The sequence below is a fragment of the Arthrobacter sp. NPDC057388 genome (genome assembly GCF_042668165.1).
Taxonomy (GTDB): domain Bacteria; phylum Actinomycetota; class Actinomycetes; order Actinomycetales; family Micrococcaceae; genus Arthrobacter.
In genome coordinates, this window is sequence record NZ_JBHVBL010000003.1 from 48,011 (window position 1) to 69,450 (window position 21,440).

General features: G+C 66.6%; 19 protein-coding genes and 1 tRNA gene. 12 read left to right on the plus strand and 8 right to left on the minus strand.

Annotation, left to right across the window (positions count from 1 at the left end; translation table 11 throughout):
- The first annotated feature begins 9 nt into the window (after positions 1 to 9).
- From ACFUTU_RS02145 to ACFUTU_RS02165, 5 genes are all read left to right on the plus strand, one after another.
- Positions 10 to 1,638 carry an aldehyde dehydrogenase (NADP(+)) gene (locus tag ACFUTU_RS02145; protein ID WP_377960172.1) on the plus strand — a complete coding sequence of 543 codons (1,629 nt, stop codon included), beginning with the start codon at positions 10 to 12 and terminating at the stop codon, positions 1,636 to 1,638.
- Positions 1,635 to 2,963, plus strand: a complete 1,329-nt coding sequence (locus tag ACFUTU_RS02150; RefSeq protein ID WP_377960174.1) for an enolase C-terminal domain-like protein — start codon at positions 1,635 to 1,637, stop codon at positions 2,961 to 2,963. The genes ACFUTU_RS02145 and ACFUTU_RS02150 overlap by 4 nt, the downstream gene beginning before the upstream one ends.
- Before the next feature lie 80 nt (positions 2,964 to 3,043).
- On the plus strand, positions 3,044 to 3,964 hold the full coding sequence (locus ACFUTU_RS02155; protein ID WP_377960176.1) for an AEC family transporter: 921 nt from the start codon (positions 3,044 to 3,046) through the stop codon (positions 3,962 to 3,964).
- A 242-nt stretch (positions 3,965 to 4,206) separates the two neighbouring features.
- Positions 4,207 to 5,334, plus strand: coding sequence for a mandelate racemase/muconate lactonizing enzyme family protein (locus ACFUTU_RS02160; protein ID WP_377960178.1), 1,128 nt, complete (start codon positions 4,207 to 4,209; stop codon positions 5,332 to 5,334).
- A 10-nt stretch (positions 5,335 to 5,344) separates the two neighbouring features.
- Complete coding sequence (locus ACFUTU_RS02165; RefSeq protein ID WP_377960180.1) at positions 5,345 to 6,040, plus strand: FadR/GntR family transcriptional regulator; 696 nt, start codon at positions 5,345 to 5,347, stop codon at positions 6,038 to 6,040.
- Positions 6,041 to 6,047: 7 nt separating this feature from the next.
- Here the strand turns inward: ACFUTU_RS02165 and ACFUTU_RS02170 are convergent, their stop codons facing one another.
- Positions 6,048 to 6,992, minus strand: a complete 945-nt coding sequence (locus tag ACFUTU_RS02170; RefSeq protein WP_377960182.1) for a LysR substrate-binding domain-containing protein — start codon at positions 6,990 to 6,992, stop codon at positions 6,048 to 6,050.
- A 136-nt stretch (positions 6,993 to 7,128) separates the two neighbouring features.
- Here ACFUTU_RS02170 and ACFUTU_RS02175 point away from each other — a divergent pair, with 136 nt between their 5' ends.
- The gene (locus ACFUTU_RS02175) at positions 7,129 to 8,439 is read left to right on the plus strand and encodes a glucarate dehydratase family protein (protein WP_377960184.1); all 1,311 of its coding nucleotides are present in this window, start codon (positions 7,129 to 7,131) and stop codon (positions 8,437 to 8,439) included.
- Between the two features lie 41 nt (positions 8,440 to 8,480).
- The gene (locus ACFUTU_RS02180; RefSeq protein ID WP_377960186.1) at positions 8,481 to 9,458 is read left to right on the plus strand and encodes a 2-hydroxyacid dehydrogenase; all 978 of its coding nucleotides are present in this window, start codon (positions 8,481 to 8,483) and stop codon (positions 9,456 to 9,458) included.
- Here ACFUTU_RS02180 and ACFUTU_RS02185 read toward each other — a convergent pair.
- Genes ACFUTU_RS02185 through ACFUTU_RS02210 form a run of 6 tightly spaced genes read right to left on the minus strand, consistent with a single transcriptional unit; the run spans position 9,455 to position 15,797 of the window.
- Positions 9,455 to 10,189, minus strand: a complete 735-nt coding sequence (locus ACFUTU_RS02185; RefSeq protein WP_377960187.1) for a sulfite exporter TauE/SafE family protein — start codon at positions 10,187 to 10,189, stop codon at positions 9,455 to 9,457. The two genes, ACFUTU_RS02180 and ACFUTU_RS02185, sit on opposite strands and share 4 nt — an antisense overlap.
- Before the next feature lie 10 nt (positions 10,190 to 10,199).
- Positions 10,200 to 11,231, minus strand: a complete 1,032-nt coding sequence (locus ACFUTU_RS02190; RefSeq protein WP_377960189.1) for an ABC transporter ATP-binding protein — start codon at positions 11,229 to 11,231, stop codon at positions 10,200 to 10,202.
- Complete coding sequence (locus ACFUTU_RS02195; RefSeq protein WP_377960191.1) at positions 11,224 to 12,321, minus strand: ABC transporter ATP-binding protein; 1,098 nt, start codon at positions 12,319 to 12,321, stop codon at positions 11,224 to 11,226. Before ACFUTU_RS02195 ends, ACFUTU_RS02190 begins: the two co-directional genes overlap by 8 nt.
- Positions 12,318 to 13,271, minus strand: a complete 954-nt coding sequence (locus tag ACFUTU_RS02200) for an ABC transporter permease (protein WP_377960193.1) — start codon at positions 13,269 to 13,271, stop codon at positions 12,318 to 12,320. The genes ACFUTU_RS02195 and ACFUTU_RS02200 overlap by 4 nt, the downstream gene beginning before the upstream one ends.
- Positions 13,272 to 13,279: 8 nt before the next feature.
- A complete protein-coding gene (locus ACFUTU_RS02205) occupies positions 13,280 to 14,209 on the minus strand; it encodes an ABC transporter permease (RefSeq protein WP_377960195.1) in 930 nt (309 codons plus the stop codon).
- 28 nt (positions 14,210 to 14,237) lie between these two features.
- On the minus strand, positions 14,238 to 15,797 hold the full coding sequence (locus ACFUTU_RS02210; RefSeq protein ID WP_377960197.1) for an ABC transporter substrate-binding protein: 1,560 nt from the start codon (positions 15,795 to 15,797) through the stop codon (positions 14,238 to 14,240).
- 306 nt (positions 15,798 to 16,103) lie between these two features.
- On the opposite strand from ACFUTU_RS02210, the gene ACFUTU_RS02215 reads away from it, so the two are divergent.
- From ACFUTU_RS02215 to ACFUTU_RS02225, 3 genes are all read left to right on the plus strand, one after another.
- Positions 16,104 to 17,054: a 2-hydroxyacid dehydrogenase gene (locus ACFUTU_RS02215; protein ID WP_377960199.1), complete on the plus strand. Its 951-nt coding sequence runs from the start codon at positions 16,104 to 16,106 to the stop codon at positions 17,052 to 17,054.
- A 236-nt stretch (positions 17,055 to 17,290) separates the two neighbouring features.
- Positions 17,291 to 18,646, plus strand: coding sequence for an MFS transporter (locus tag ACFUTU_RS02220; RefSeq protein WP_377960201.1), 1,356 nt, complete (start codon positions 17,291 to 17,293; stop codon positions 18,644 to 18,646).
- A 249-nt stretch (positions 18,647 to 18,895) separates the two neighbouring features.
- A complete protein-coding gene (locus tag ACFUTU_RS02225) occupies positions 18,896 to 19,672 on the plus strand; it encodes a hypothetical protein (protein WP_377960203.1) in 777 nt (258 codons plus the stop codon).
- A gap of 74 nt (positions 19,673 to 19,746) precedes the next feature.
- Here ACFUTU_RS02225 and ACFUTU_RS02230 read toward each other — a convergent pair.
- Positions 19,747 to 19,829 (minus strand) — tRNA-Leu (locus tag ACFUTU_RS02230).
- Between the two features lie 391 nt (positions 19,830 to 20,220).
- Here ACFUTU_RS02230 and ACFUTU_RS02235 point away from each other — a divergent pair.
- Positions 20,221 to 20,961, plus strand: a complete 741-nt coding sequence (locus ACFUTU_RS02235; RefSeq protein ID WP_377960205.1) for an FhaA domain-containing protein — start codon at positions 20,221 to 20,223, stop codon at positions 20,959 to 20,961.
- Complete coding sequence (locus ACFUTU_RS02240) at positions 20,958 to 21,440, plus strand: FHA domain-containing protein (protein WP_087872353.1); 483 nt, start codon at positions 20,958 to 20,960, stop codon at positions 21,438 to 21,440. Before ACFUTU_RS02235 ends, ACFUTU_RS02240 begins: the two co-directional genes overlap by 4 nt.

Here is a 21,440-nt window from a genome sequence, read left to right on the forward strand (position 1 = left end):
GGAACAACCGTGACCCTTACCGGACACTCCCTGATCGCCGGACAGACCGTTGCCGGCGAAGGCAAGACCACCTTCGCCTTCAACCCGGCCAGCAACGAACAGCTCGAGCCCGCCTACACCCTGCTCACCGAGGAGCAGCTCAAGGCCGCCACCGCCGCAGCCGCCGAGGCCTTCGCGTCCTTCAGCACGCTGGACCCGGAAACCCACGCCGCGTTCCTGGACGCGATCGCGGACAACATCGAAGCGATCGGCGATGAACTGATCATCCGCGCCGGCCAGGAAACCGGCCTGCCCGCCGCCCGCCTGACCGGTGAACGCGCCCGCACCACCGGCCAGCTGCGGCTCTTCGCCAACGTGGTCCGCCAGGGCGACTTCCGCGGCGTGCGCATCGACCCGGCACTGCCGGACCGCGCGCCCCTGCCGCGCGCCGACATCCGCCAGCGCCAGATCCCGCTGGGACCCGTCGCCGTCTTCGGGGCCAGCAACTTCCCGCTGGCCTTCTCGACGGCGGGCGGCGACACCGCCTCCGCCCTCGCCGCCGGCTGCCCCGTGGTTTTCAAGGCGCACAACGCCCACCCCGGCACCAGTGAACTGGTGGGCCAGGCGATCGCCAAGGCCGTCCGCGACGCAGGGCTGCACCCGGGCGTGTTCTCCCTGATCTACGGCCCCGGCTCCAGCATCGGCCAGGCCCTCGTGGCCGACCCGGCCATCAAGGCCGTGGGCTTCACCGGTTCCCAGTCCGCCGGCATCGCGCTGATGCGTACCGCCGCCGCCCGCCCGGAGCCCATCCCCGTGTACGCGGAAATGTCCTCCCTCAACCCGGTGTTCGTCTTCCCCGGCGCCCTCAAAGGCTCCGCCGGACAGACCGAAACCGCACAGATCGACGCTCTGGCGCAGCAGTACATCACCGCCGTCACCGGCAGCTCGGGCCAGCTCTGCACTTCCCCCGGCCTGCTGTTCGCCCCCGCCGGCGAGGCGGGCGACAAACTCGCTGCCGCCGTCGGCCGCGCAGTTGCCGCCTGCGCCGGCCAGACGATGCTCACCGCAGGGATCGCCGACTCCTGGAACACCGGAACCCAGGCGCTGGGCGCCGCGCAGAACGTGACCGTCGTCGGGACCGGAACACCCGGCCCCACCCAGAACGCCCCGGCACCGGCCATCTACGGCACCGAAGTCCGCGACTTCATCACCAACGAGGTCCTGCACACCGAAATCTTCGGCGCCGCGTCCCTGGTGATCCGCTACTCCACCACCGACGAACTCATTGAGGCCGCCAACCGGATCGAGGGCCAGCTCACCGCGTCCCTGCAGCTCACCGAGGAGGACTACCCGACGGCGGCACAACTGATCCCGGTGCTCGAGCAGAAGGTGGGGCGCATCATCGTCAACGGCTGGCCCACCGGCGTCGAAGTCGGCCACGCCATGGTCCACGGCGGCCCCTTCCCCGCCACCTCCGACACCCGCACCACCTCCGTCGGAACCCTCGCCATCAACCGCTTCCTCCGGCCCGTCGCCTACCAGAACCTGCCCCAGGAACTCCTCCCGGCACCCCTCCAGGACACCAACCCCTGGCACCTCAACCGCCGCATCGACGGCACCGTCGTGGCCGCTGAAGAGAAAGAGGAGGTCAACGCATGACCGCCCAGCCCACCATTGCCCGCGTGGAGGTCGTTCCGGTTGCGGGCTACGACAGCATGCTGATGAACCTCAGCGGCGCCCACGGGCCGTTCTTCACGCGGAACGTCGTCATCGTGACGGACTCCGACGGCCGGACCGGCCTCGGCGAGGTTCCCGGCGGCGAAAAGATCCGTACCACCATCGAGGAAGCCGGCGCCCTGATCGCCGGCAAGCCGGTGGCCCGCTACCGCTCGCTGCTGCGCGAAATCGCCGCCGAGTTCGCCGACCGCGACGCCGGCGGCCGCGGCCTGCAGACCTTCGACCTGCGCACCACAGTCCACGCCGTCACCGCCGTCGAGTCCGCACTGCTGGACCTGCACGGCCGGTTCCTGGGCGTCCCGGTGGCGGAACTGCTGGGCGACGGGCAGCAGCGCACGTCCGTGCCCATGCTGGGGTACCTGTTCTTTGTCGGTGACCACAAGCGGACGGACCTGCCGTACCTGGTGGAGGAATCGCCGTCGGACCGCTGGGAAGAACTGCGCCGCCAGGAGGCAATGACTCCCGAGGCCGTCGTGGCGCTGGCGGAAGCCGCACAGGAGCGCTACGGCTTCAGCGACTTCAAGCTCAAGGGCGGCGTGCTGTCCGGCGACGACGAGGTGGACGTGGTCACGGCGCTGGCCAAGCGCTTCCCCGATGCCCGCGTCACCCTGGACCCCAACGGCGGCTGGCTGCTCGAGGAGGCCGTCCGGCTGGGCAAGCGGATGCAGGGCGTGGTGGCCTACGCCGAGGACCCGTGCGGTGCCGAAGGCCGCTTCTCCGGCCGCGAGGTCATGGCCGAATTCCGCCGGGCCACCGGGCTGAAGACCGCCACCAACATGATCGCCACCGACTGGCGGGAAATGTCCCACGCCATCCGCAGCAACGCCGTGGACATCCCGCTGGCGGACCCGCACTTCTGGACCATGCACGGTTCGGTCCGGGTGGCGCAGCTGTGCAACGAGTTCGGCTTGACCTGGGGTTCGCACTCGAACAACCACTTCGACATCTCGCTGGCCATGTTTACGCACACCGGTGCCGCGGCGCCGGGCGAGATCACGGCGCTGGACACGCACTGGATCTGGCAGGACGGGCAGGGCCTGACCAAGGACCCGCTGCAGATCAAGGGCGGCGCAATCGAGGTTCCTGCTGCGCCCGGGCTTGGCATCGAACTGGACCGCGAGGCCCTGGACAAGGCACACCAGCTGTACCTGGAGCACGGCCTGGATGCCCGCGACGACAGCATCGGCATGCAGTACTACATCGACGGCTGGTCCTTCGACCCGAAACGGCCCTGCCTGGTTCGCTAGTTAAAGCTTCCGCACGGCCGGCTTCACGCAACAGGAGGCGGCCGTGCGGAACCCAACATACCTAAATAGAAGGGCAGAATGTGGGCGGCGTCGTCTCCGGAATCCTCATCGTTTCTGCAGTCATCGCCGTCGGCTACCTCGCTGCCAGGTTCCGCATCCTGGGTCCCGAGGTCCAGGGGACGCTGACCCGCACAGCCTTCCACATCACCAACCCTGCCCTGCTTTACACCGTGGTGGCCGGCTCGGATATCCGGGCCGCACTCGGGACTGACGCCCCGCTGGCGCTGCTTTCAGCAGCGGCAGTGGGGCTTCTTTACTGGCTGCTGAGCTTCCTGTTCTTCCGCCGCCCGGCTGCGGAGACCGCCGTCGGCGCGATGGCCAGCAGCTACGCCAACGCCAACAACATCGGCATTCCCGTCTCGCTGTACGCCGTCGGCACGGCGCAGCACGTCGCCCCGGTGCTGCTGGTGCAGCTCCTGGTCCTGGCCCCCTTCTACCTCACGCTTCTGGGGGTGTTCTCGGGCGCCCGGATCTCGTGGAAGAAGGTGCTGCTCCAGCCGCTGTCCAATCCCATGATCATCGCCTCAGCCCTCGGCGTCCTCGTTGCGCTGACGGGCTGGCAGGAGCCGGAGCTGCTGCAGAAGCCCATCGACATGCTGGCCGGCGGGGCCGTTCCGATGGTCCTGCTCGCCTTCGGGCTGTCACTGGCCGGCCGCGCGCCGCTGCAGAAGGATGACGGCCGCACGGAGACCCTCGTGGCCACGTTCCTGAAGATTGCCGGCATGCCCATGATCGTCTGGCTGCTGGGGCGTTTTGTCTTTGGTCTCGACGGGCAGCACCTCCTGGCCAGCGTGATCATGGCGGCCCTGCCCACCGCACAGAACGTCTTCCTGTTCGCCTCCCCCTATGGCCGCGGCATGACCGTGGCCCGGGACGTAATCCTCTGCACCACCATCCTGTGCGTGGGCGCTCTCCTGGTGGTGGCCTGGGCGGCGGGGTAGGCGCCGGGAGCAGGGTTTTCACAAGGTGCAGGAGCCAGTCTGTATGTGTCCTTGAAGGGAGGTAGCTTCGGCACCTTCGCGCAGGACTGCCGGGTCCGGCCTCCCTGGAGTGCTGGACCCGGCCACACTGGTGCCGTCGGAGTGGGCCTTGGACTTGGCACCGGTACTTACTTGTATTACAAGTGCTCTACTTGTATCCTAGGTGTGCGGGCGATGCTGCCCCCACTTCCCAAGGAGAATCCATGAGCACCGTCGATCTCATCCGGCATGTCAAACTTTCCACCGCACGCCTTCCGCTGGCCATCCCGATTAGCGACGCCAAGGTCTTCACCGGACGGCAGAAGCCCATGACCGAGGTCGTTTTCCTCTTTGCGGAGATCACCACGGAGCAGGGCCACACCGGGCTGGGCTTCAGCTACTCCAAGCGCGCGGGCGGTCCGGCCCAGTACGCCCACGCCAAGGAAGTTGCCGAAGGAATCATCGGCGAGGACCCCAACGACATCGGCAAGCTGTACACCAAGCTGCTTTGGGCCGGCGCCTCGGTGGGCCGTTCCGGCGTCGCCACCCAGGCCCTGGCCGCCATCGACATCGCCCTGTACGACCTCAAGGCCAAGCGTGCCGGGCTGCCCCTCGCCAAGCTGCTGGGTTCCTACCGCGACTCCGTCCAGACCTACAACACGTCGGGCGGCTTCCTGAACGCCACCCTCGACGAGGTCAGGGCCCGTGCCACGCAGTCCATCGAAGAGGGCATCGGCGGCATCAAGATCAAGGTGGGACTCCCGGACACCAAGGAGGACCTGCGCCGCGTCGCCGGCATCCGTGAACACATCGGCTGGGACGTGCCGCTCATGGTGGACGCCAACCAGCAGTGGGACCGCGCCACGGCACTGCGCATGGGCCGCCAGCTGGAGGAGTTCAACCTGATCTGGATCGAAGAGCCGCTGGACGCCTACGACTTCGAGGGCCACGCCCACCTTGCCCAGGTCCTGGACACCCCCATCGCCACCGGCGAAATGCTCGCCTCCGTGGCCGAGCACAAGGGCCTGATCGCGGCCAACGGCTGTGACATCATCCAGCCCGACGCCCCGCGCGTGGGAGGCATCACCCAGTTCCTCCGCCTCGCCGCCCTGGCTGACGAACGCGGCCTGGGCCTGGCCCCGCACTTCGCGATGGAAATCCACCTGCACCTGGCCGCGGCCTACCCGCGTGAGCCGTGGGTGGAGCACTTCGACTGGCTGGACCCGCTGTTCAACGAGCGCCTTGAGACCAAGGACGGCCGCATGATCGTTCCGGACCGCCCGGGACTCGGCGTGAGCCTCAGCGACCAGGCCCGCGCGTGGACCACCGAGACGGTGGAATTCGGCGCGTAACCTTGAATCCATGAGCCGGAACCTGACCGCTGACCTCACCGCCGACCTTCGCTCCCGGATTGTCGACGGCGTCATCCAGCCCGGTGAGAAGCTCCCGAGCGAAAACACCCTTATTGGCGAGTACGGAGTCAGCCGGACGGTGGTCCGGTCTGCACTCACGAGGCTTCAGGCTGAGGGTCTGGTGGAAACCGAACGTGGGCGGGGCAGCTTTGCGCTGACCCCGCCCACGCCGGGTTCGACGTCGGGCCAGTCCGCCAGGGCCGTGGTCACCGCCGAAGACCGGCTGCACCTGCTGGAATTCCGGATCGGCGTCGAGACCGAAGCGGCAGCCCTGGCTGCCGGAAACCGCACAGAACGGCAACTGGGTGCCATGCGGCAGGCACTGGCGGAGTTCACCGACAGCGTCGAGCATCCCGCCCACGCCATGAAGGCGGACTTTGAGTTCCACAAAGCCGTCGCCGCCGCCTCAGGCAACCCTTTCTACACCGACTGCCTGGCCTCCCTGGGCCAGACCATGATCGCCATGCCCCGCACCCGGCTGATGACCGGCGTCGAACATTATGCGCGGGACCACTTTGAACAGGTGGTCCATGAGCACAAGTCCATTTTTGCCGCCATCGCAGACAGTGACGGCGCCGCAGCGTCCGCAGCGATGCGCAACCATCTGGCCAACTCGCGTCGCCGGCTGCGGGCCGGACGCGAATAGGCCGGAGTCACGTCGCTCCGGACCCGGCCGGGCCGACTGATTCAGGCGACCCAATGAGTTCCAGGAGCCTGAGCACCGCAGGATTGGCTGTTTCCTCATTCCAGGCGAGCTCCAATTCCACGCGGTTCAGCTCCTGCACGCCGTTACGCCCGTCGATCTCATGGAATTCCACACCCTCGGGGGCAAAGGCCATGGCGGAGGCGGGAACCAGTGTCACTCCCAGCCCTGCCTGCACGAAGGCGAGGAGAGCCGGAACCTGGCTGGCGTACTGGGTGATGTTGGCGTGCGCACCGGCGCTGGCGAACAGCCGCAGCACCAGGTCGTGAAAGTAGCGGGCTTCCTTCGTTGAGTACATGAGCAGCGGCAGCCTGTCCAGATAGCCGAGCGGCAGCGGCTCACCGTTGCGCCCCGCCATGCTGCCCAGCAACGAACCACCTTCAGGCACCGCCACCACCAGGCGGTCCTGCATCAGCGGCCGCGACACCACCCCGGGGCGGGCCACGATGGGCCGCAGCAGGCCGATATCCACGCTGCCTTTCACCAGGCCGTCCATTTGGTCCGTTGAAACCAGTTCCCGGAGCACGAAGGACACCTGCGGCATGTTCTCGGCAGCGCGGCGCAGCATCAGCGGCAGCGCGCTGTGCCCCGCTATGGCGGTGTATCCCACCGTGATGGTGCCGGCTTGGCCGGAGGAGACCCGCCGGACGTCCAGATCCGTCTTGATGCACATGTCCAGGATCTGGCGAGCCCTCGGCAGCAGCGTCGCACCGGCAGCGGTGAGCTCCACCTTCCGGCTGGTCCGGCCGAAGAGCTGGGCGCCCAGCTTCTTCTCGAGCATCTGGATCTGACGGCTCAATGGTGGCTGCGTCATGTTCAGCCGCTCGGCGGCAGCACCAAAATGCAGTTCTTCAGCAACGGCTACAAACGCTTCTAACTGAGGCAGCGAAAACATCCATACCCTTACTGAATTGTCGAGTGCAGAAATTAGCTTGGACGTGAATTGATGACTCCCCTTATGGTCGTGAACAAAGCAGCTTTTATCAAGACCCGCGGCCAAATTGCACGGCCAATCCAAGGAGCACAGCGCAGTGAACCAGGCATACAACCCCGTCCAGCACGTTAACAATCTCAATCAGGCCAGGATCACCGGCGTCTCCATCACCCCTGTGGCATTCAAGGATCCGCCGCTCCTGAACACCGTCGGCGTTCACGAGCCATTTGCCCTGCGGGCCATTGTCGAGGTCCAGACGGACGCCGGCGTCTCGGGCTTCGGCGAGACCTACGGCGATGCCGGCCACCTCGCCCGCCTGCGGTTGGCCGCAAGTGTCCTGCCCGGGACGGACGTGTTCAACATCAACGGGCTGCGCAGCCGGATCGCCCGGGCACTCGAGAAGGACACCATCCAGGGCGGGCACGGCATGAGCGGCATGGTCACTGGCTCAAGCACCGCCGACCGCGTGCTGTCCCCGTTCGACGTCGCCGCCCTGGACGTCCAGGGCAAGCTGCTGGGCCGGCCCGTCAGCGACCTCCTTGGTGGCGCCGTCCGCGAGTCGGTCCAGTTCAGCGGCTACCTGTTCTACAAGTGGGCAAGCCACCCCGGCCAGGCAGACGACACCTGGGGCCCCGCCCTTGATCCGGAAGGGATCGTCAGGCAGGCCCGGACCATGGTGGACAACTTTGGTTTCAGTGCACTCAAGCTGAAGGCCGGTGTGTTCCCGCCCGAGGAGGAGATCGCCGCCATCCAGGCCCTCCGTGCCGAATTCCCCGACCTGCCCCTGCGGATCGACCCCAACGGTGCCTGGACCGTGGAGACCTCCATCCGCGTTGGAAAGGAACTGCACGGGGTCCTTGAGTACCTCGAGGACCCGACGCCGGGGATTGAAGGCATGGCCGCCGTCCGCCGCGAGGTGGGCATGCCGCTGGCGACGAACATGTGCGTGGTCAGCTTCGCGGATATGGCACCCGCCGTGGCCGCCGGGGCAGTGGACGTCATCCTTTCCGACCACCATTTCTGGGGCGGCCTGCGCCGCAGCCAGTTCCTGGCGGGCATCACCGAAACATTCGGGCTGGGGCTGTCCATGCACTCCAACTCCCACCTGGGCATCAGCCTCGCCGCCATGGTCCACCTCGCCGCGGCAACCCCCAACCTCGACTACGCCTGCGACACGCACTGGCCTTGGAAAGACCCGTCCGAGGACGTCATCGCCGGCGGGGTCTTCACGTTCACGGACGGCGCTGTCAAGGTCCCCACCGCGCCCGGACTCGGTGTGGAGATCGACCGTAACGCCCTGGCACGCCTGCACCGCCAGTACCTCGACTGCGGGATCCGCAGCAGGGATGACACCGGCTACATGCAACGGCTCCACCCGTCGTACGAACTGCAGAGCCCCCGGTGGTAGCGGCAGAGTCCGGCTCGCCGGCCTTGGAATCCCTGAGGATTGTGGTCACTGACCCCATCATCAGCCGGTTTGCTGACCAGCTGAAGGCCGACGGCGGCACTCACCGCTGGGACATGGCGGCGGCTTGGACCCCGGAACGCCGGCTTGACGCACTGGCGGGGGCCGACGTCGTCGTCTGTTCCTCCCTCAGCCCGGCCGAGGCCGGGGCGGCCTCCCGTGTGCGCCTGGTCCACGTCACCGGCGCCGGGTACGACAAGATCTCCTTCACCCAACTGGCACCACCGGCGCTGGTGGCCAACACATTCCACCATGCGCGGCCCATCGCAGAGCATGTCCTCATGGTCACCATGATGCTGTCGCGCAACGTTGCCGCGGCGGAGCGCGCACTCCGCCAGGGAGAGTGGCGCACCATCGCCACCGATCCCGGGGTGACCTTCCACCCCGTCCTTGCCGACCTGACGCTGGGACTGGTGGGCCTGGGTTCCATAGGTGCCGAGGTGGCGCGGGTTGCCGGGGCGCTCGGCATGACGGTCCGGGCTGTCCGCCGGAACCCGGCTGCTCCGCTTCCCGACGGCGTCCACCCCGACTGGGTGGGCGGAAACGGGCAGCTCCATGAGCTCCTCGCCGCGTCCGACGTCGTGGTGGTCACGGTGCCGCTGGACGCCGGCACAAAAGGGATGATCGGTGCAGCCGAACTGTCCGCCATGAAGGCCACCGGCCTGCTGATCAACGTCGCGCGGGGGCCGGTGGTGGACCAGTCCGCGCTGTACACGGCGCTGAAGGACCGGCGCATCGCCGGAGCGGGCCTGGATGTGTGGTGGGGGCAGCCGGCGGACGGCGTGGTTCCGCCCGCTAAACTGCCGTTCGCCGAACTGGAGAACACGGTGCTCACACCGCACCATTCCGGCCATGCCCGCATCACGTTTGAGCGCCGCGCGGCCGACATCGCCGCCAATATCGCCCGGCTTGCCCGCGGCGGGGAGCTGGCGAACCTGGTGGCCAGGCCGGTGGCTTCCTAGCCGGCAGCGGCGAGCTGAGAGATCAGCTGCACTACCAGCAGCACGCTTCCCAACGCCGACGCGCCGATCGCCAGGGCTTTCAGGCGCCTCGGGTTGAGGAGGCGGTTGACGAAGCGGGACGCGGCAAAGCCGCCCACCACCGCCGGGACCATCCAGAGTGCCAATGCCAGCATCTCCGCCGTGACCGCGCCGGCTATCCACAGCATGGCCATCGAGATCGTTGACCCCACCATGAAGAACGCGCTCATGGTGCCACGCATCCGGGGTCCGTCGTGCCCTTGCCAAACCAGTGCCATTGGCGGACCGCCGATGGAGGTGGCAGTGCGCATGATGCCCGAGGCGGCGCCGGCAACGATGAGGTTGGTGCGCACAGGCCGGGGTGCCCAGCCTCTGGCCGCCAGCAGGAGGCCGGCCAGCACCACCGTCACCACCACCCAGGCCAGGCCCTCGCGGGAGAGCAATGCCACCAGCCACGCGCCGAGGAAACTTCCGGGGATCCGGCCCACCAGCGCCCATCCGGTGCCCCGCAGGTCGAGGTGCTGCCGCTCGCGCGCGGTCACGAGGACCGTGACCAGGAGGGCCAGGAGGATCAGCGTGGCCGGCAGCAGCGCCGGTTCCACCATCGCGATGACCGGCGCCGCCAGCATGCCCAGGCCGAAGCCAGTGGATGCCTGCAGGCAGGCGCCCAGGAAGATGGCCCCCGCGATCAGGGCATACTCGGCACCGGTCACCGGTCAGCTGTCATCGGGAAGAAGCAACGGCGGTGACGCCGGTGAGGCCCTCGAGGGAATCAAGCGGGAAATGGCATTCTGCAATATGCCGGGTGCCGTCCGGGGCAGCCAGCAGCCGCGGCTCCGGCGCTGCTTCGGCGCAGATGTCCTCCGCCTTCCAGCACCTCGTCCGGAAGCGGCAGCCCGACGGCGGATCCAGCGGTGAGGGCAGCTCGCCTCTGAGGACAATCCGGTCACGCTTGGCACCGGTGACATCCAGCTTCGGTGACGCCGACATCAGGGCCGCCGTGTAGGGGTGGCGTGGATGGTCGAAGACTTCATCGGTGGTGCCGGTTTCGATGATCCTGCCGAGGTACATCACGGCCACCCGGTCTGCCACGTGCCGCACCACCGTCAGATCATGCGAGATGAAGATGTAGGAAACGCCAAGTTCCCGCTGGAGCTCATTGAGCAGGTTCAGCACCTGGGCCTGGACGGAAAGATCCAGCGCGGAGACGGGCTCGTCGAGGATGATGACGTCAGGGTTCAGTGCTAGGGCCCGGGCGATGCCAATGCGCTGGCGTTGCCCGCCGGAGAATTCCTGCGGCGACTTGCGGGCATCGGACGGGCGGAGCCCCACCATGTGAAGCAGTTCCCGGACCCTCGCCTCACGCTCCGGCGACGTCGGATAAAGGCTGCGGTGCGTGGCCCACGGCTCGGCGATGATGTCCCCGGCGTTCATCCGGGCATTCAACGAGGCGAACGGGTCCTGGAACACCATCTGCACGCGCCTGCGCCAGCTCAGCAGTTCCTTGCCGCGGAGCCCGAACGGGTTGGTTCCCTCAAAGGTCACGGTTCCTTCGTCGGGGGTTTCCAGCATCATCAGGGTCCGGGCCAGGGTGGACTTGCCGCAGCCGGATTCGCCGACCAGCCCCAGGGTCTCCCCCCGGCCAACCGTGAGGCTTATCCCGTCCAGGGCCTTGAGGCGGGTGTTTCCGCTGGCGCTCTTGGCTACGTGGAACGTCTTGGTCAGGCCGTCGATGGCCAGTAGCGGCTCAGGCATTGGTGATCTCCTCGCTGAAGTGGCAGGCGGCGGTGCGGCCGGGCCGCGGCGCGGCAGCACCGGCGTCGGCGTCTGAGTTGGCGCCGTTCGCGCGATGGGTGACCGGACCCTTGACCGGCCGGAGGGCGGGACGCTCAGCCCGGCAGATGTCCTGCACCAGGGGGCAGCGCGACTGGTAGACGCAGCCTGCCGGGATGTCGTGCAGCTCGGGCGGGCTGCCCGGAATGGAATTGAGCTGCTCTCCGCGCTCCAGGTTCAGCGGCACGGATTCCAGCAGGCCCTTCGTGTAGGGGTGCCGGGGATCGGCGAAGACCTCGGACACAGGTCCGCTCTCCACGACGTTGCCGGCGTACATGATGACCACCGAATCCGCTTCCTCGGCCACGACCGCGAGGTCGTGGGTGATAAGGATGACGGCCATCTGGCCCTCTTCGCGGAGCGTCCGCAGCAGCTGCATGATCTGCGCCTGGACGGTGACGTCCAGCGCGGTGGTGGGTTCATCGGCAATGAGCAGGCGCGGGTTCAATGCCACGGCCATCGCGATGAGGATGCGCTGGCGCATGCCGCCGGAGAACTGGTGCGGATAGGAGTTCACGCGTGATTCCGGTTCCGGGATTCCCACGCGTTTCATCAGGTCAATCGCCTCGGCGCGGGCCTGCTTCGCGTTGAGGCCCCGGTGGATCCGGAAGGCCTCCCCAAGCTGCGTGCCTACGGTATAGACCGGGTTCAAGGCAGTGAGGGCGTCCTGGAAGACGATGCCCAGGCCGGGACCGGCGAACTTCAGCCGCTCCTTGGAGCTGAGCGCGGCTAGGTCGGTGCCATTGAGGAGGATCTCACCTCCGGCGAGGTCACAGACGGGGTCCATGATGCCGGCCAATGCCTTGGCGGTCATGGACTTGCCGCAGCCGGATTCGCCCAGCAGCGCCAGGGTTTCCCCGGCCCGGGCTTCGAATCCCACGCTGTTCACGGCACGGACGGTGCCGCGGTGGGTGCGGATGTCCACGGCGAGGTCCCGGACCTGCAGAACGACGTCGTGTGCCTTCGCGTCCGCGGCGTGGCGTCGGGTTACGGGTTCGGCAGCTGTTTTCACGGCTGGGTCTCCTTCACTGGAATGCGGGCGATCAGCCGCTTGCGGGGAAGTGCCAGGCGCCAGCGCTGGGCCGGATCGGAGGCGATCCGCAGCCAGGCCGCGAGGACGTTGGCGGCGATGGTGGTGATCACGATGGCCACACCGGGGAAGATGGACAGCCACCAGGCGGTCTGCAGGTACTGCCGGCCCTGCGACACCATCAGGCCCCAACTGACGTCCGGCGGCTGGATGCCGATGCCCAGGAAGCTCAGCGAGGACTCGGCAAGCATCACGTAGCAGAACTCGAGGGTGGCCAGCGTGAGCAGGGTGGGCAGCACCACGGGGATGACGTGCCGGACGATGATCGCGCCCGGCTTGGCACCGAACGTGCGGGCAGCGTCCACGAACGTCCGGCTCTGCAGCTCCGCCGACTCGGCGCGGGCGGTGCGCAGATAGATAGGTATGCGGGTCAGGGCCAGGATCAGGACGATGTTCGCGGCGGAGGGGCTGAAGACATAAAGGACGACGACGGCGAGCAGCAGCGAGGGGAAGCTCATGATGATGTCGGCGATGCGCATGGACGCGTTTTCCCGCCAGCCGCGGTGGTAGCCGGCCCAGACACCCCACAGCGAGCCGAAGACCAGCGCCACTGCTACCGCAGGCAGGGCGACGGACAGGGTGGTCCGGCTGGCAACCACCAGGCGGGCCAGCATGCTCCGGCCGAGCGAATCGCTGCCCAGGAAGTACTCCCAGCCGTGCGCGAAAGTGAACGGTGCCTTGTTGGCGAACAGCAGGTTCTGTTTTGTGGCCAGGTCGCCCATCAGGGCGGGTCCAACCAGCGCGGTCAGGCCGACGAACACCAGGACGAGCGCCGAGATGGTGGCGAAGCGGTCCTTGAGCAGGAGGCGGAAGAGGCTCAGCTTCCCGTCCTGCCTGCTGTCCGTCGTGACCTCAGTCAGTGAATTCTGCATGGCTGCTCCTAGGCCTTTACCGTGACGGGACGGACGCGCGCGTCCAGCAGCGCGTAGCCCATGTCGATGAGGATGTTCAGGGCAAAGATCGCGACGGCGGTCAGCAGGACCGCTGCCTGCAGGACGGCGAAGTCGCGCTGCAGGATCGAATCGATCATCAGTTTGCCGATCCCCGGCCACCCGAAGATCGTCTCCACCACCACGGCACCGTTGACCAGGCCCACGGTCAGGTCGCCGGCCACCGTCAGTGCCGGGGCGGCGGCGTTTCGCAGCGCGTGGTGCGTAACCACCCGGAGTTCACCGGCGCCGCGGCTGCGGGCCAGCTTGATGTACGGCTCCGACAGAGCCGACACCATGGACCCGCGGACGATCTGGACCAGCACGCCGAACGGGCGCAGGAGCAGGGTGGCGATGGGCAGCACCCAGGCGCTGGCTCCCGACACACCTGATGTCGGCAGCCAGCCCAGGGTGATCGCGAATATCCAGATACCTACGATGGCGAGCCAGAAATCCGGGATCGAAGCGGCAGCCATGGAGACGAAACTTGAGATCCGGTCGGCGATTCCGTTCGGCTTCAGCGCCGCCCAGCAGCCGACCACGAGTGCCAGCAGCACGGCCAGCACCATGGTGGTGGCGGCCAGCTGCAGGGTGGCGGGGAAGGCACGCAGCGCCATGGCGGCTGCATCCTGCCCGGTGCGCAGTGACTGCCCGAAATCGAGCCGGAGCACCCCGCCGAAATAGTCGGCCATCTGGACCAGCAGTGGCTGGTCCAGGCCGTTGCGCGCCGTGAAATCATCGCGCATCTGCTGGGTGGCGTTCAGTGGCAGGTACAGGCTGGCGGGATTTCCCGTCATCCTGGCCAGGGCGAACACCCCGACGATCACCACCACCAGCGGCAGCGCGCTGGAGACGATCCGCTTCCTCAAGTAGATCAGCATGGCTGTCCTTCTCTCCCGGCAGTCCGGGCTAGCTGGCCGGGGTCATTTCCGAAACACGCAGCTCATCGCCGCTGGATGAGTTGGGCGTGTAGTTCACGGACTTGGCCTTGCCGAGGATGCCGGTCTGGTGCGAGATGTGGGCGAACTGCACAACCTTGTCGTTCTGGTAGGCGAAGATCTCCTCGAAGTCCTTCTTCCGCTCGTCGCCGGACGCAGCATCGGCCTTCTTGATCATGGCGTCGAACTCCGGGGTGCCGAAGTAGCTCTGGGCACCGTTGGACAGCATGTACTGGTCGACGGTGAAGGCGGCGTCTCCGGCCTGGTTGCCGTGCTGTGTCATCAGCGCCACCGCGCCATCGTCCTTGGCGAACGGGCGGACCTGGTACGTCAGGTGCTGGCTGGTTTCGAGCATCTTGAGCTTGACGTTGAGGCCGGCCTGGCTGAGCTGCTCCTGGAGGACCTGGCCGAGTTCGGTGATCTTGGGGAACTGGGCGCTGCGGACCACCAGCGAGATCTGCTTGGACGTGTCCACGCCGGCCGCCTTGGCTTCGGCCACGAGGGACTTGGCCTTGTCGAGGTCGAACGGCCAGCCCTTCAGTGCGGAGTTGTGGCCCACGATGCCCTCCGGAACCAGCTGCGCCGCCACCTTGTGCTTGCCCTGGTAGAGGGAGTTGACGATGCCTTCCTTGTCGATGGCGTAGTTGATGGCCTGGCGGATACGGATGTCATTGAGCGGTGCCACGTTGGCGTCCAGGCGGAGGGCAACGGTTTCATTGTTGGGGTAATCGACGCCGAGGTCGCCGATGTTGTCGTCCGGGCTGAGGCCCATGGCGACGTCGGCTTCGCCGCTGGTGATCATGGCAGCCCGCACGGAGCTTTCGGAACGCCACTGGTATTCAGCCTTGGCGTAGGCGGGCTTGTCGCCCCAGTAGCCGTCCCAGGTGGAGAGCGTGATCTTCTGGCCTGCGTCCCACTGCTCGATCTTGTAGGGGCCGGTGCCGATCGGCTCACGGACTTTCGCCGTCGTGCTGGTTGACGTCGGAACCACCTCGAGGAATGAAAGGCGCAGCGGCAGGATGGGGTCGGGTTCGGGAGTCGTCACGGTCAGGGTGGTGGCATCCACCGCCTTCACTTTGAGGTCCGCGTCGCCAAAGACGTAGCCTTCCACGTTGCAGCCGAGTTTGGAGTTGACCGCCCGGTCGATGGTGAAGGCTGCCGCTTCGGCGTTGAACGGTGTTCCGTCCTGGAATTTGACCCCTTCACGCAGCTTCAGCGTCCATTCTGTGTCGCTCGTGGCTTTCCATTCCGTCGCCAGCTTCGGTTCGAGTGCGCCCGTCTGCGGGTTCCGTTCAATCAGGGGCTCGGTGACGTTCGAGCGCACCACAACACCGGTGGAGGTCAGGTTCGACTCACAGGCTTCCAGGGTGGGCGGTTCCTGCGCGAGGACCACGCGGACCGAGTTCGAGGAGGGGGCCGCGGCGTCGGAATTGGCAACCGAGCAGCCGCTCAGTCCCAGCACGGCAACGGAGGCCAGCGCCGGCCATTTGAGCACTGCAGCGGGGAAGGGGAGCTTTGAAGAAGACGTCATTGTATTTCCTCCGGGTCGGGTGATTGCGGCGGCTGGTTCTGGAGTCATGGAACAAGGCTCTGGACCAGGTGCTTGGGGCCGCGCTGGACTCAAGCTAATTGAGGGCAAGGGGGTCCACAAGGATTTCCCGCGGTGCCCGGGGCGCCAGGAGAAGGGCCCACACAGCCGCGAGGCCCTGTGACGGCTGCCACGTTGCCGGAAAATCCGCGTGGTTCCGCGGGAGGTGCAGCACCGATACAGTCCGGGCATCGATTGATGCCATTTACATGTTGGACCTGTATGAATCGGAATCCTTAGGGTGCAGCTATGGAGAACATCGCCGTCCTGCAGGTCGGGCCCCTCATGCCAGCCGTCCAAGAATCCATCCGGAAGGACTACAACGCCGTGCGTCTCCCCGACGCCGCACCCGAGCGGGAGGAGTTCCTGCGGGAGTACGGGACGACCTTCGAGGTCGCCGTGACGTCCGGAAAGTTTGGCGTCGGAACGGAGCTGATGCGTGCGCTGCCCAACCTGCGGGCCGTCATCAATTTCGGCGTCGGCTATGACACCACGGACGTGGCGCAGGCTGCCCAGCGGGGCATCGCCGTCAGTAACACCCCGGACGTCCTCAATGATTGCGTCGCCGATACCGCCGTCGCCCTTTACCTGGACGTGCTCCGCAAAATCAGTGCCGCGGACCGCTACGTCCGCCGTGGAGACTGGCTCAGCAAGGGCAATTTTCCGCTGGCCACCAAGGCCAGCGGGCGGAAAGTGGGGATCCTCGGACTCGGCCGGATCGGACGGGCCATTGCGCGCAGACTGGAGGGCTTTGACTGCGACATCAGCTACCACAGCCGCAATCCGGTGGCCGACGTCGCCTACCGGTACGCCGCTTCCCCTGTCGAGCTGGCTGCCGGCTGCGACGTGCTGATCGTGGCCGCCGCCGGCGGGGCAGGTTCGGCCGGCCTGGTGGACGCCGCCGTCATAGATGCGCTGGGACCCGACGGTTACCTGATCAACATCGCCAGGGGTTCTGTTGTGGATGAGGATGCCCTCGTGGCTGCGCTGCTGGCCGGACGGCTGGCCGGTGCGGGCCTGGACGTTTTTGTGGACGAGCCGAAGGTTTCGGAGGACTTCCTCAGCCTCGACAACGTCGTTTTGCTGCCGCACCTGGGAAGCGGCACCAACGAGACCCGGGCCGACATGGCCGAGCTGACACTCGCCAACCTGCGGTCCTACGCCACAACCGGCGCGGTCCTGACGGCGGTGCAGGCATGAGCGTGGCGGCCGGGTATGTTGCCAACAGGTAAGGAAGGGCAGCCCGCCCGCTACATCAGGGTGGAGTCGCGCCGGATGCCGTAGCAGTTCCCTGCGGGTATCACGCCATGCAATATGTGTGTTGGACGGGCATGAAACCTACTGCTTACAGTTAATGAGTGCTGTGGCGAGGACCACAACGGCCACCCCGTAGTCCCCACAGCGTGATTTTGCTGCTCTATCAAAGAGGATTCCCCATGCAGTCTGTAGACACTGCTGTCACGGACGTGGCTACGGCCATGAAGAAGTTTTTCCGGCGCGTGCTGCCCATCATGCTGGTCATGCTCGTATGCAACCAGCTGAACCGCTCCAACATCGGCTATGCCCAGGACCACCTGCAGGCTGACGTGGGCATCGGCGCCGCGGCCTACGGCTTCGGCGCCGGGCTGTTCTTCATTGCGTACGCGATTTTTGAGCTTCCGAGCAACGTGATGATGGAGAAGTACGGCGCCAAAGTCTGGCTGACCCGGATCATGATCAGCTGGGGCATCGTGTCCTTCCTCATGGCATTCGTCCAGAACGAGATGATGTTTTACGTTCTGCGGTTCCTGCTGGGGGCGGCAGAAGCCGGCTTCTTCCCGGCCGTCATCTTCTACTTTGCCCGCTGGGTGCCCGCCGGGCAGCGCGGCAAGGCGACCGCCATCTTCATCGCCGGGTCCTCGGTGGCCGCAGCACTGTCCGGCCCCATCGCCGGACTGCTCCTGAGCCTCCATGACGTTCTGGGCCTGCGGGGCTGGCAGTGGCTGTTTGGCTTCGAGGGGGCACTCTCCGTGGCAGTCGGCATCACCGTATTCTTCTTCCTCGAGGCCAGGATCCAGGATGCCAAGTGGCTCACGGCCGGTGAAAAGTCGGCCCTCACCGCAACGATCGACGAAGAGGACGCCCAGCACACGAAGGCCGACGGCGGCAAGGTGAACCGCTGGAAGATGCTCCTGAACCCGCAGATCCTCCTGCTGTGCGGCATCTACTTCTCCGTGCAGCTCTCCATCTACGCAAACACGTTCTGGCTGCCTACCATCGTCAAGCAGATCCCGGGCACCACGGACCTGAGCGTCGGCTTCCTTTCCTCCATCCCCTGGGTCTGCGCCGTCTTTGCCATGTACTTCGCAGCCAAGTGGCAGGACAGGGCTAAGTCCAAGCGCCCGCTGCTGGTTGCCGCGCTCCTGGTGGCCGCCGTCGGCACGCTCGCGGCTGCCGTGGCTACGCCGGTCCTTGCCCTCGTGTTCCTGGCCGTCGCCGCCATGGGCTTCAAGAGCGCGTCACCGCTGTTCTGGACCATTCCGCAGTCCGCCCTGCATCCGCTGGTCCTCGCCCCTGCCATCGCCATCATCAACTCGCTGGGCAACCTCGGCGGCTTCGTGGCACCGTTCGGGTTCGGCATCATCAAGGAGCAGACCGGAAGCGTGGTGCCCGGCCTGTTCGCCCTGGCCGCGGCCTCCACGGTGGCTGCGATCCTGGTGTACTTCCTGAAGGAGCGCAAGCCGGCCTCGGACATCGCGGAGAAGGCACCGGCGCCGGGCGCGGCACGAATGGAGCCGTCAACGGCGAAGTAGGCCACACACAGCCAGCGGGGCGGGTGCCGGATTCCGGCGCCCGCCCGCTGCGTTTTTCGGCGTGCCCACAAGTCTGACGCCCGGCACTCTGGCGTTGAAAGGACAAGCGTCGTACGCTCGGAGCAATCGCACGCGGCCGGGCGAAAGCCGAACGCTGCTCCCTGCGCTCCGGTCCCCGGCCGGAGCGGTTTCCGGGACAGGCCCGCGAAAACCCGCGGGTCAGCCGGCACACGGAACGGGGATCCACTCATGCACCGAAGCATCGCGCCAATCTCCCTCGCCGCGGCAGCGGCCATCTTCCTCGCCGGCTGCGGCGGGCCCTCGCCCTCAAGCACGGCCGAGCCGTCCGGGAGCACCTCCGCTTCCAGCGCCGCGGCCGAAACAAGCACGACGGCGGAGCCTTCCTCCGCATCCCCCTCGGCGACGTCCGCGGCGAAGGCCTACACCAACGAGGAACTCACCGCAATCGTCAGCGGACTTAAGGATGCGCAGGGCCGGGCCCTCACCGTTGTTCCAGCCGCCCAGGTGGATCAGGGCCTCATTGTCGCCCGTGAGCTGCTGAAGAACGCCGTCATCACGCCGAAGGCGTGCGGGGTGCTGGCTGACAACAATACGCAGGTTCCCGAAGGCAGCACCTACGCCGCCGGTGCAAGCCTGGCGGCGGCGGCAAAGACCGCCACGATCGTCACAGTCTTCGCCGTCAAGGACCCCGCGGTCATGACGGACCAGTTCGACAAGAGCGAGGCCGCACTCCGCAACTGTGCCAGCTACACGTTCGAGTTGAAGGGGCAGAAAGTCACGAGTGCAATGAAACCGGTGGAGGTCGCGGTGGACGCCGACAAGTCGATGAGCGCCCTTCAGACCCAGACCCTGCCCAAAGGGCAAAAGCAGGCCGTCCTGACCGTCACCGGGGTTAAGGGCACCCTGGCGGCCACGGTCGTGAAAACGGGAGCCCCGGGCGCTGTGACAGAAAGCGCGGCACCGGAACTGGCCAAGCTGGTTAACGCGGCGCTGGCAGCCGGCTGACCAACGGCTTCCGTCACAACGCGCGGAAAAGAAAGAGCCCCGGGAAACCATCGATTTCCCGGGGCTCTGATGCGTGCGCGAGGGGGGATTTGAACCCCCACGCCCTTTCGGACACTGGCACCTGAAGCCAGCGCGTCTGCCGTTCCGCCACTCGCGCGCAACTTCTTCCACTCGGCCCGTCCGGTCTCCGGCCTGTTGCCTTGTGAAAGCAGCGAGATCAAGCATAACGGACATTCCCCGCAAATTCCTAATCGGGGCGTGGCACCCGCTTTTTGGCCGGTTTCCCGCCCGCAGCCACGGCCTCAGGTCCCATCAAAGCGGGTGCACGGGGAGGATCAGGGACTGTGATGGCGCCCACAATCAAGCGGGAAACGTGAACGAATCAGGTCCTCGGCGCGTTGTGGATTAAGGTCTTTCGCGGACGTGGCAAGTAGTATCGGATGTATCAGGGCCCGCTTTCGGCGGGCACGGTATTTTGTTGTGACTGCGTTGCCAGAATGAGTTCCGCGGGACGTACTGTCCCTCAGCAGCAAGGAAAGGAGAGGACCATGGGTTTGCTGGACAAGGTCGAACGCGGCATTGAAAAGGCCGTCCGCGGCGTCTTCTCCACCGGCTCCAAAGCCCAGGTTGAGCCCGTGGAAATCGCGAGCCGCCTCCGCCGCGAAGTGGACCACAAGGCCATCACCATCGCCGCCGGGCGCACCCTGGTACCCAACGTCTTCGACGTGCTCCTGAGCGACGAGGATTTCCAGCGCGCCCAGGAATGGGGAACGCCGCTGGCGGAGGAACTCTGCGACGTCGTGATCAACCACGTCCGCAGCCAGGGATACATCCTCCAGGGCCCGGTCCGCATTTCCTTCCGCCGGGACGAAGCCCACCGGGCCGGCGACTTCGAGATCACCTCAAAAACCGAAAAGTCCTCCGGCGCAGCTCCGGCCGCCCCGCGCGCCAACGTGCCGGCCGCGCCCAACCGCCAGCCGGTCCGGCTGCAGCCTGTCCTGGACATCGACGGCCAGCGGTATTCACTCAATGCGCCCTCAGTGGTTTTGGGCCGTTCATCAGAGGCTGACATTCTGGTGGATGACACCGGGGTCTCCCGCCGGCATCTGGAAATCCAAACCCAGGGAGGCACCACCACCGCCGTCGACCTCGGCTCCACAAACGGCAGCTACGTCAACGGACAGAAAGTGGCCGGGACCATGGAGCTTACCGATGGCTCCACCATCACGATGGGACGGACCAAAATCATCTTCCGCCTCCTGCCCGCCAACACTGGCGGCCGCCCATGAGCGAACTGACCATCACCGCACTGCGCTTCGGGTTCCTGCTTCTTCTCTGGGTCCTCATTTTCAGCATCGTCTCCGCCATGCGCCGCGACCTCATGATCGGCCGCAAGGCCGCCACCGGCGCACCCACGGCACGCCAGGTCCGCAAGAACCCGGAACTCGCAGAACCCGCGCCGGCTCCGGCCAGGCAGCAGGCACGCCAGCTGGTGGTCACCGAAGGCCCGCTCAAGGGCCGCACCGTCCCCCTGGCTGCCAGCCCCATTTTGCTGGGCCGCGCCCAGGAGGCCACGCTGGTGCTGGAGGACGATTACGCCTCCGGCAGGCACGCCCGGCTCTTTCCCCAGGGAAGCCGCTGGTTCATCGAGGACCTCGGCTCCACCAACGGCACCTATCTGGCCGACCAGCAGCTCACCAGGGCCCTGCCCGTGGACCTTGGTGTACCCGTGAGAATCGGCAAGACGGTCATTGAATTGAGGCCGTAG

Coding starts and splice junctions, on each gene's coding strand:
- ACFUTU_RS02210 (WP_377960197.1), bottom strand. CDS start 15,797: ATGACGTCTTCTTCAAAGCTCCCCTTCCCCGCTGCAGTGCTCAAATGG.
- ACFUTU_RS02165 (WP_377960180.1), top strand. CDS start 5,345: ATGAGCCGGAACCTGACCGCTGACCTCACCGCCGACCTTCGCTCCCGG.
- ACFUTU_RS02240 (WP_087872353.1), top strand. CDS start 20,958: ATGAGCGAACTGACCATCACCGCACTGCGCTTCGGGTTCCTGCTTCTT.
- ACFUTU_RS02215 (WP_377960199.1), top strand. CDS start 16,104: ATGGAGAACATCGCCGTCCTGCAGGTCGGGCCCCTCATGCCAGCCGTC.
- ACFUTU_RS02225 (WP_377960203.1), top strand. CDS start 18,896: ATGCACCGAAGCATCGCGCCAATCTCCCTCGCCGCGGCAGCGGCCATC.
- ACFUTU_RS02220 (WP_377960201.1), top strand. CDS start 17,291: ATGCAGTCTGTAGACACTGCTGTCACGGACGTGGCTACGGCCATGAAG.
- ACFUTU_RS02160 (WP_377960178.1), top strand. CDS start 4,207: ATGAGCACCGTCGATCTCATCCGGCATGTCAAACTTTCCACCGCACGC.
- ACFUTU_RS02150 (WP_377960174.1), top strand. CDS start 1,635: ATGACCGCCCAGCCCACCATTGCCCGCGTGGAGGTCGTTCCGGTTGCG.
- ACFUTU_RS02205 (WP_377960195.1), bottom strand. CDS start 14,209: ATGCTGATCTACTTGAGGAAGCGGATCGTCTCCAGCGCGCTGCCGCTG.
- ACFUTU_RS02235 (WP_377960205.1), top strand. CDS start 20,221: ATGGGTTTGCTGGACAAGGTCGAACGCGGCATTGAAAAGGCCGTCCGC.
- ACFUTU_RS02190 (WP_377960189.1), bottom strand. CDS start 11,231: ATGCCTGAGCCGCTACTGGCCATCGACGGCCTGACCAAGACGTTCCAC.
- ACFUTU_RS02170 (WP_377960182.1), bottom strand. CDS start 6,992: ATGTTTTCGCTGCCTCAGTTAGAAGCGTTTGTAGCCGTTGCTGAAGAA.
- ACFUTU_RS02200 (WP_377960193.1), bottom strand. CDS start 13,271: ATGCAGAATTCACTGACTGAGGTCACGACGGACAGCAGGCAGGACGGG.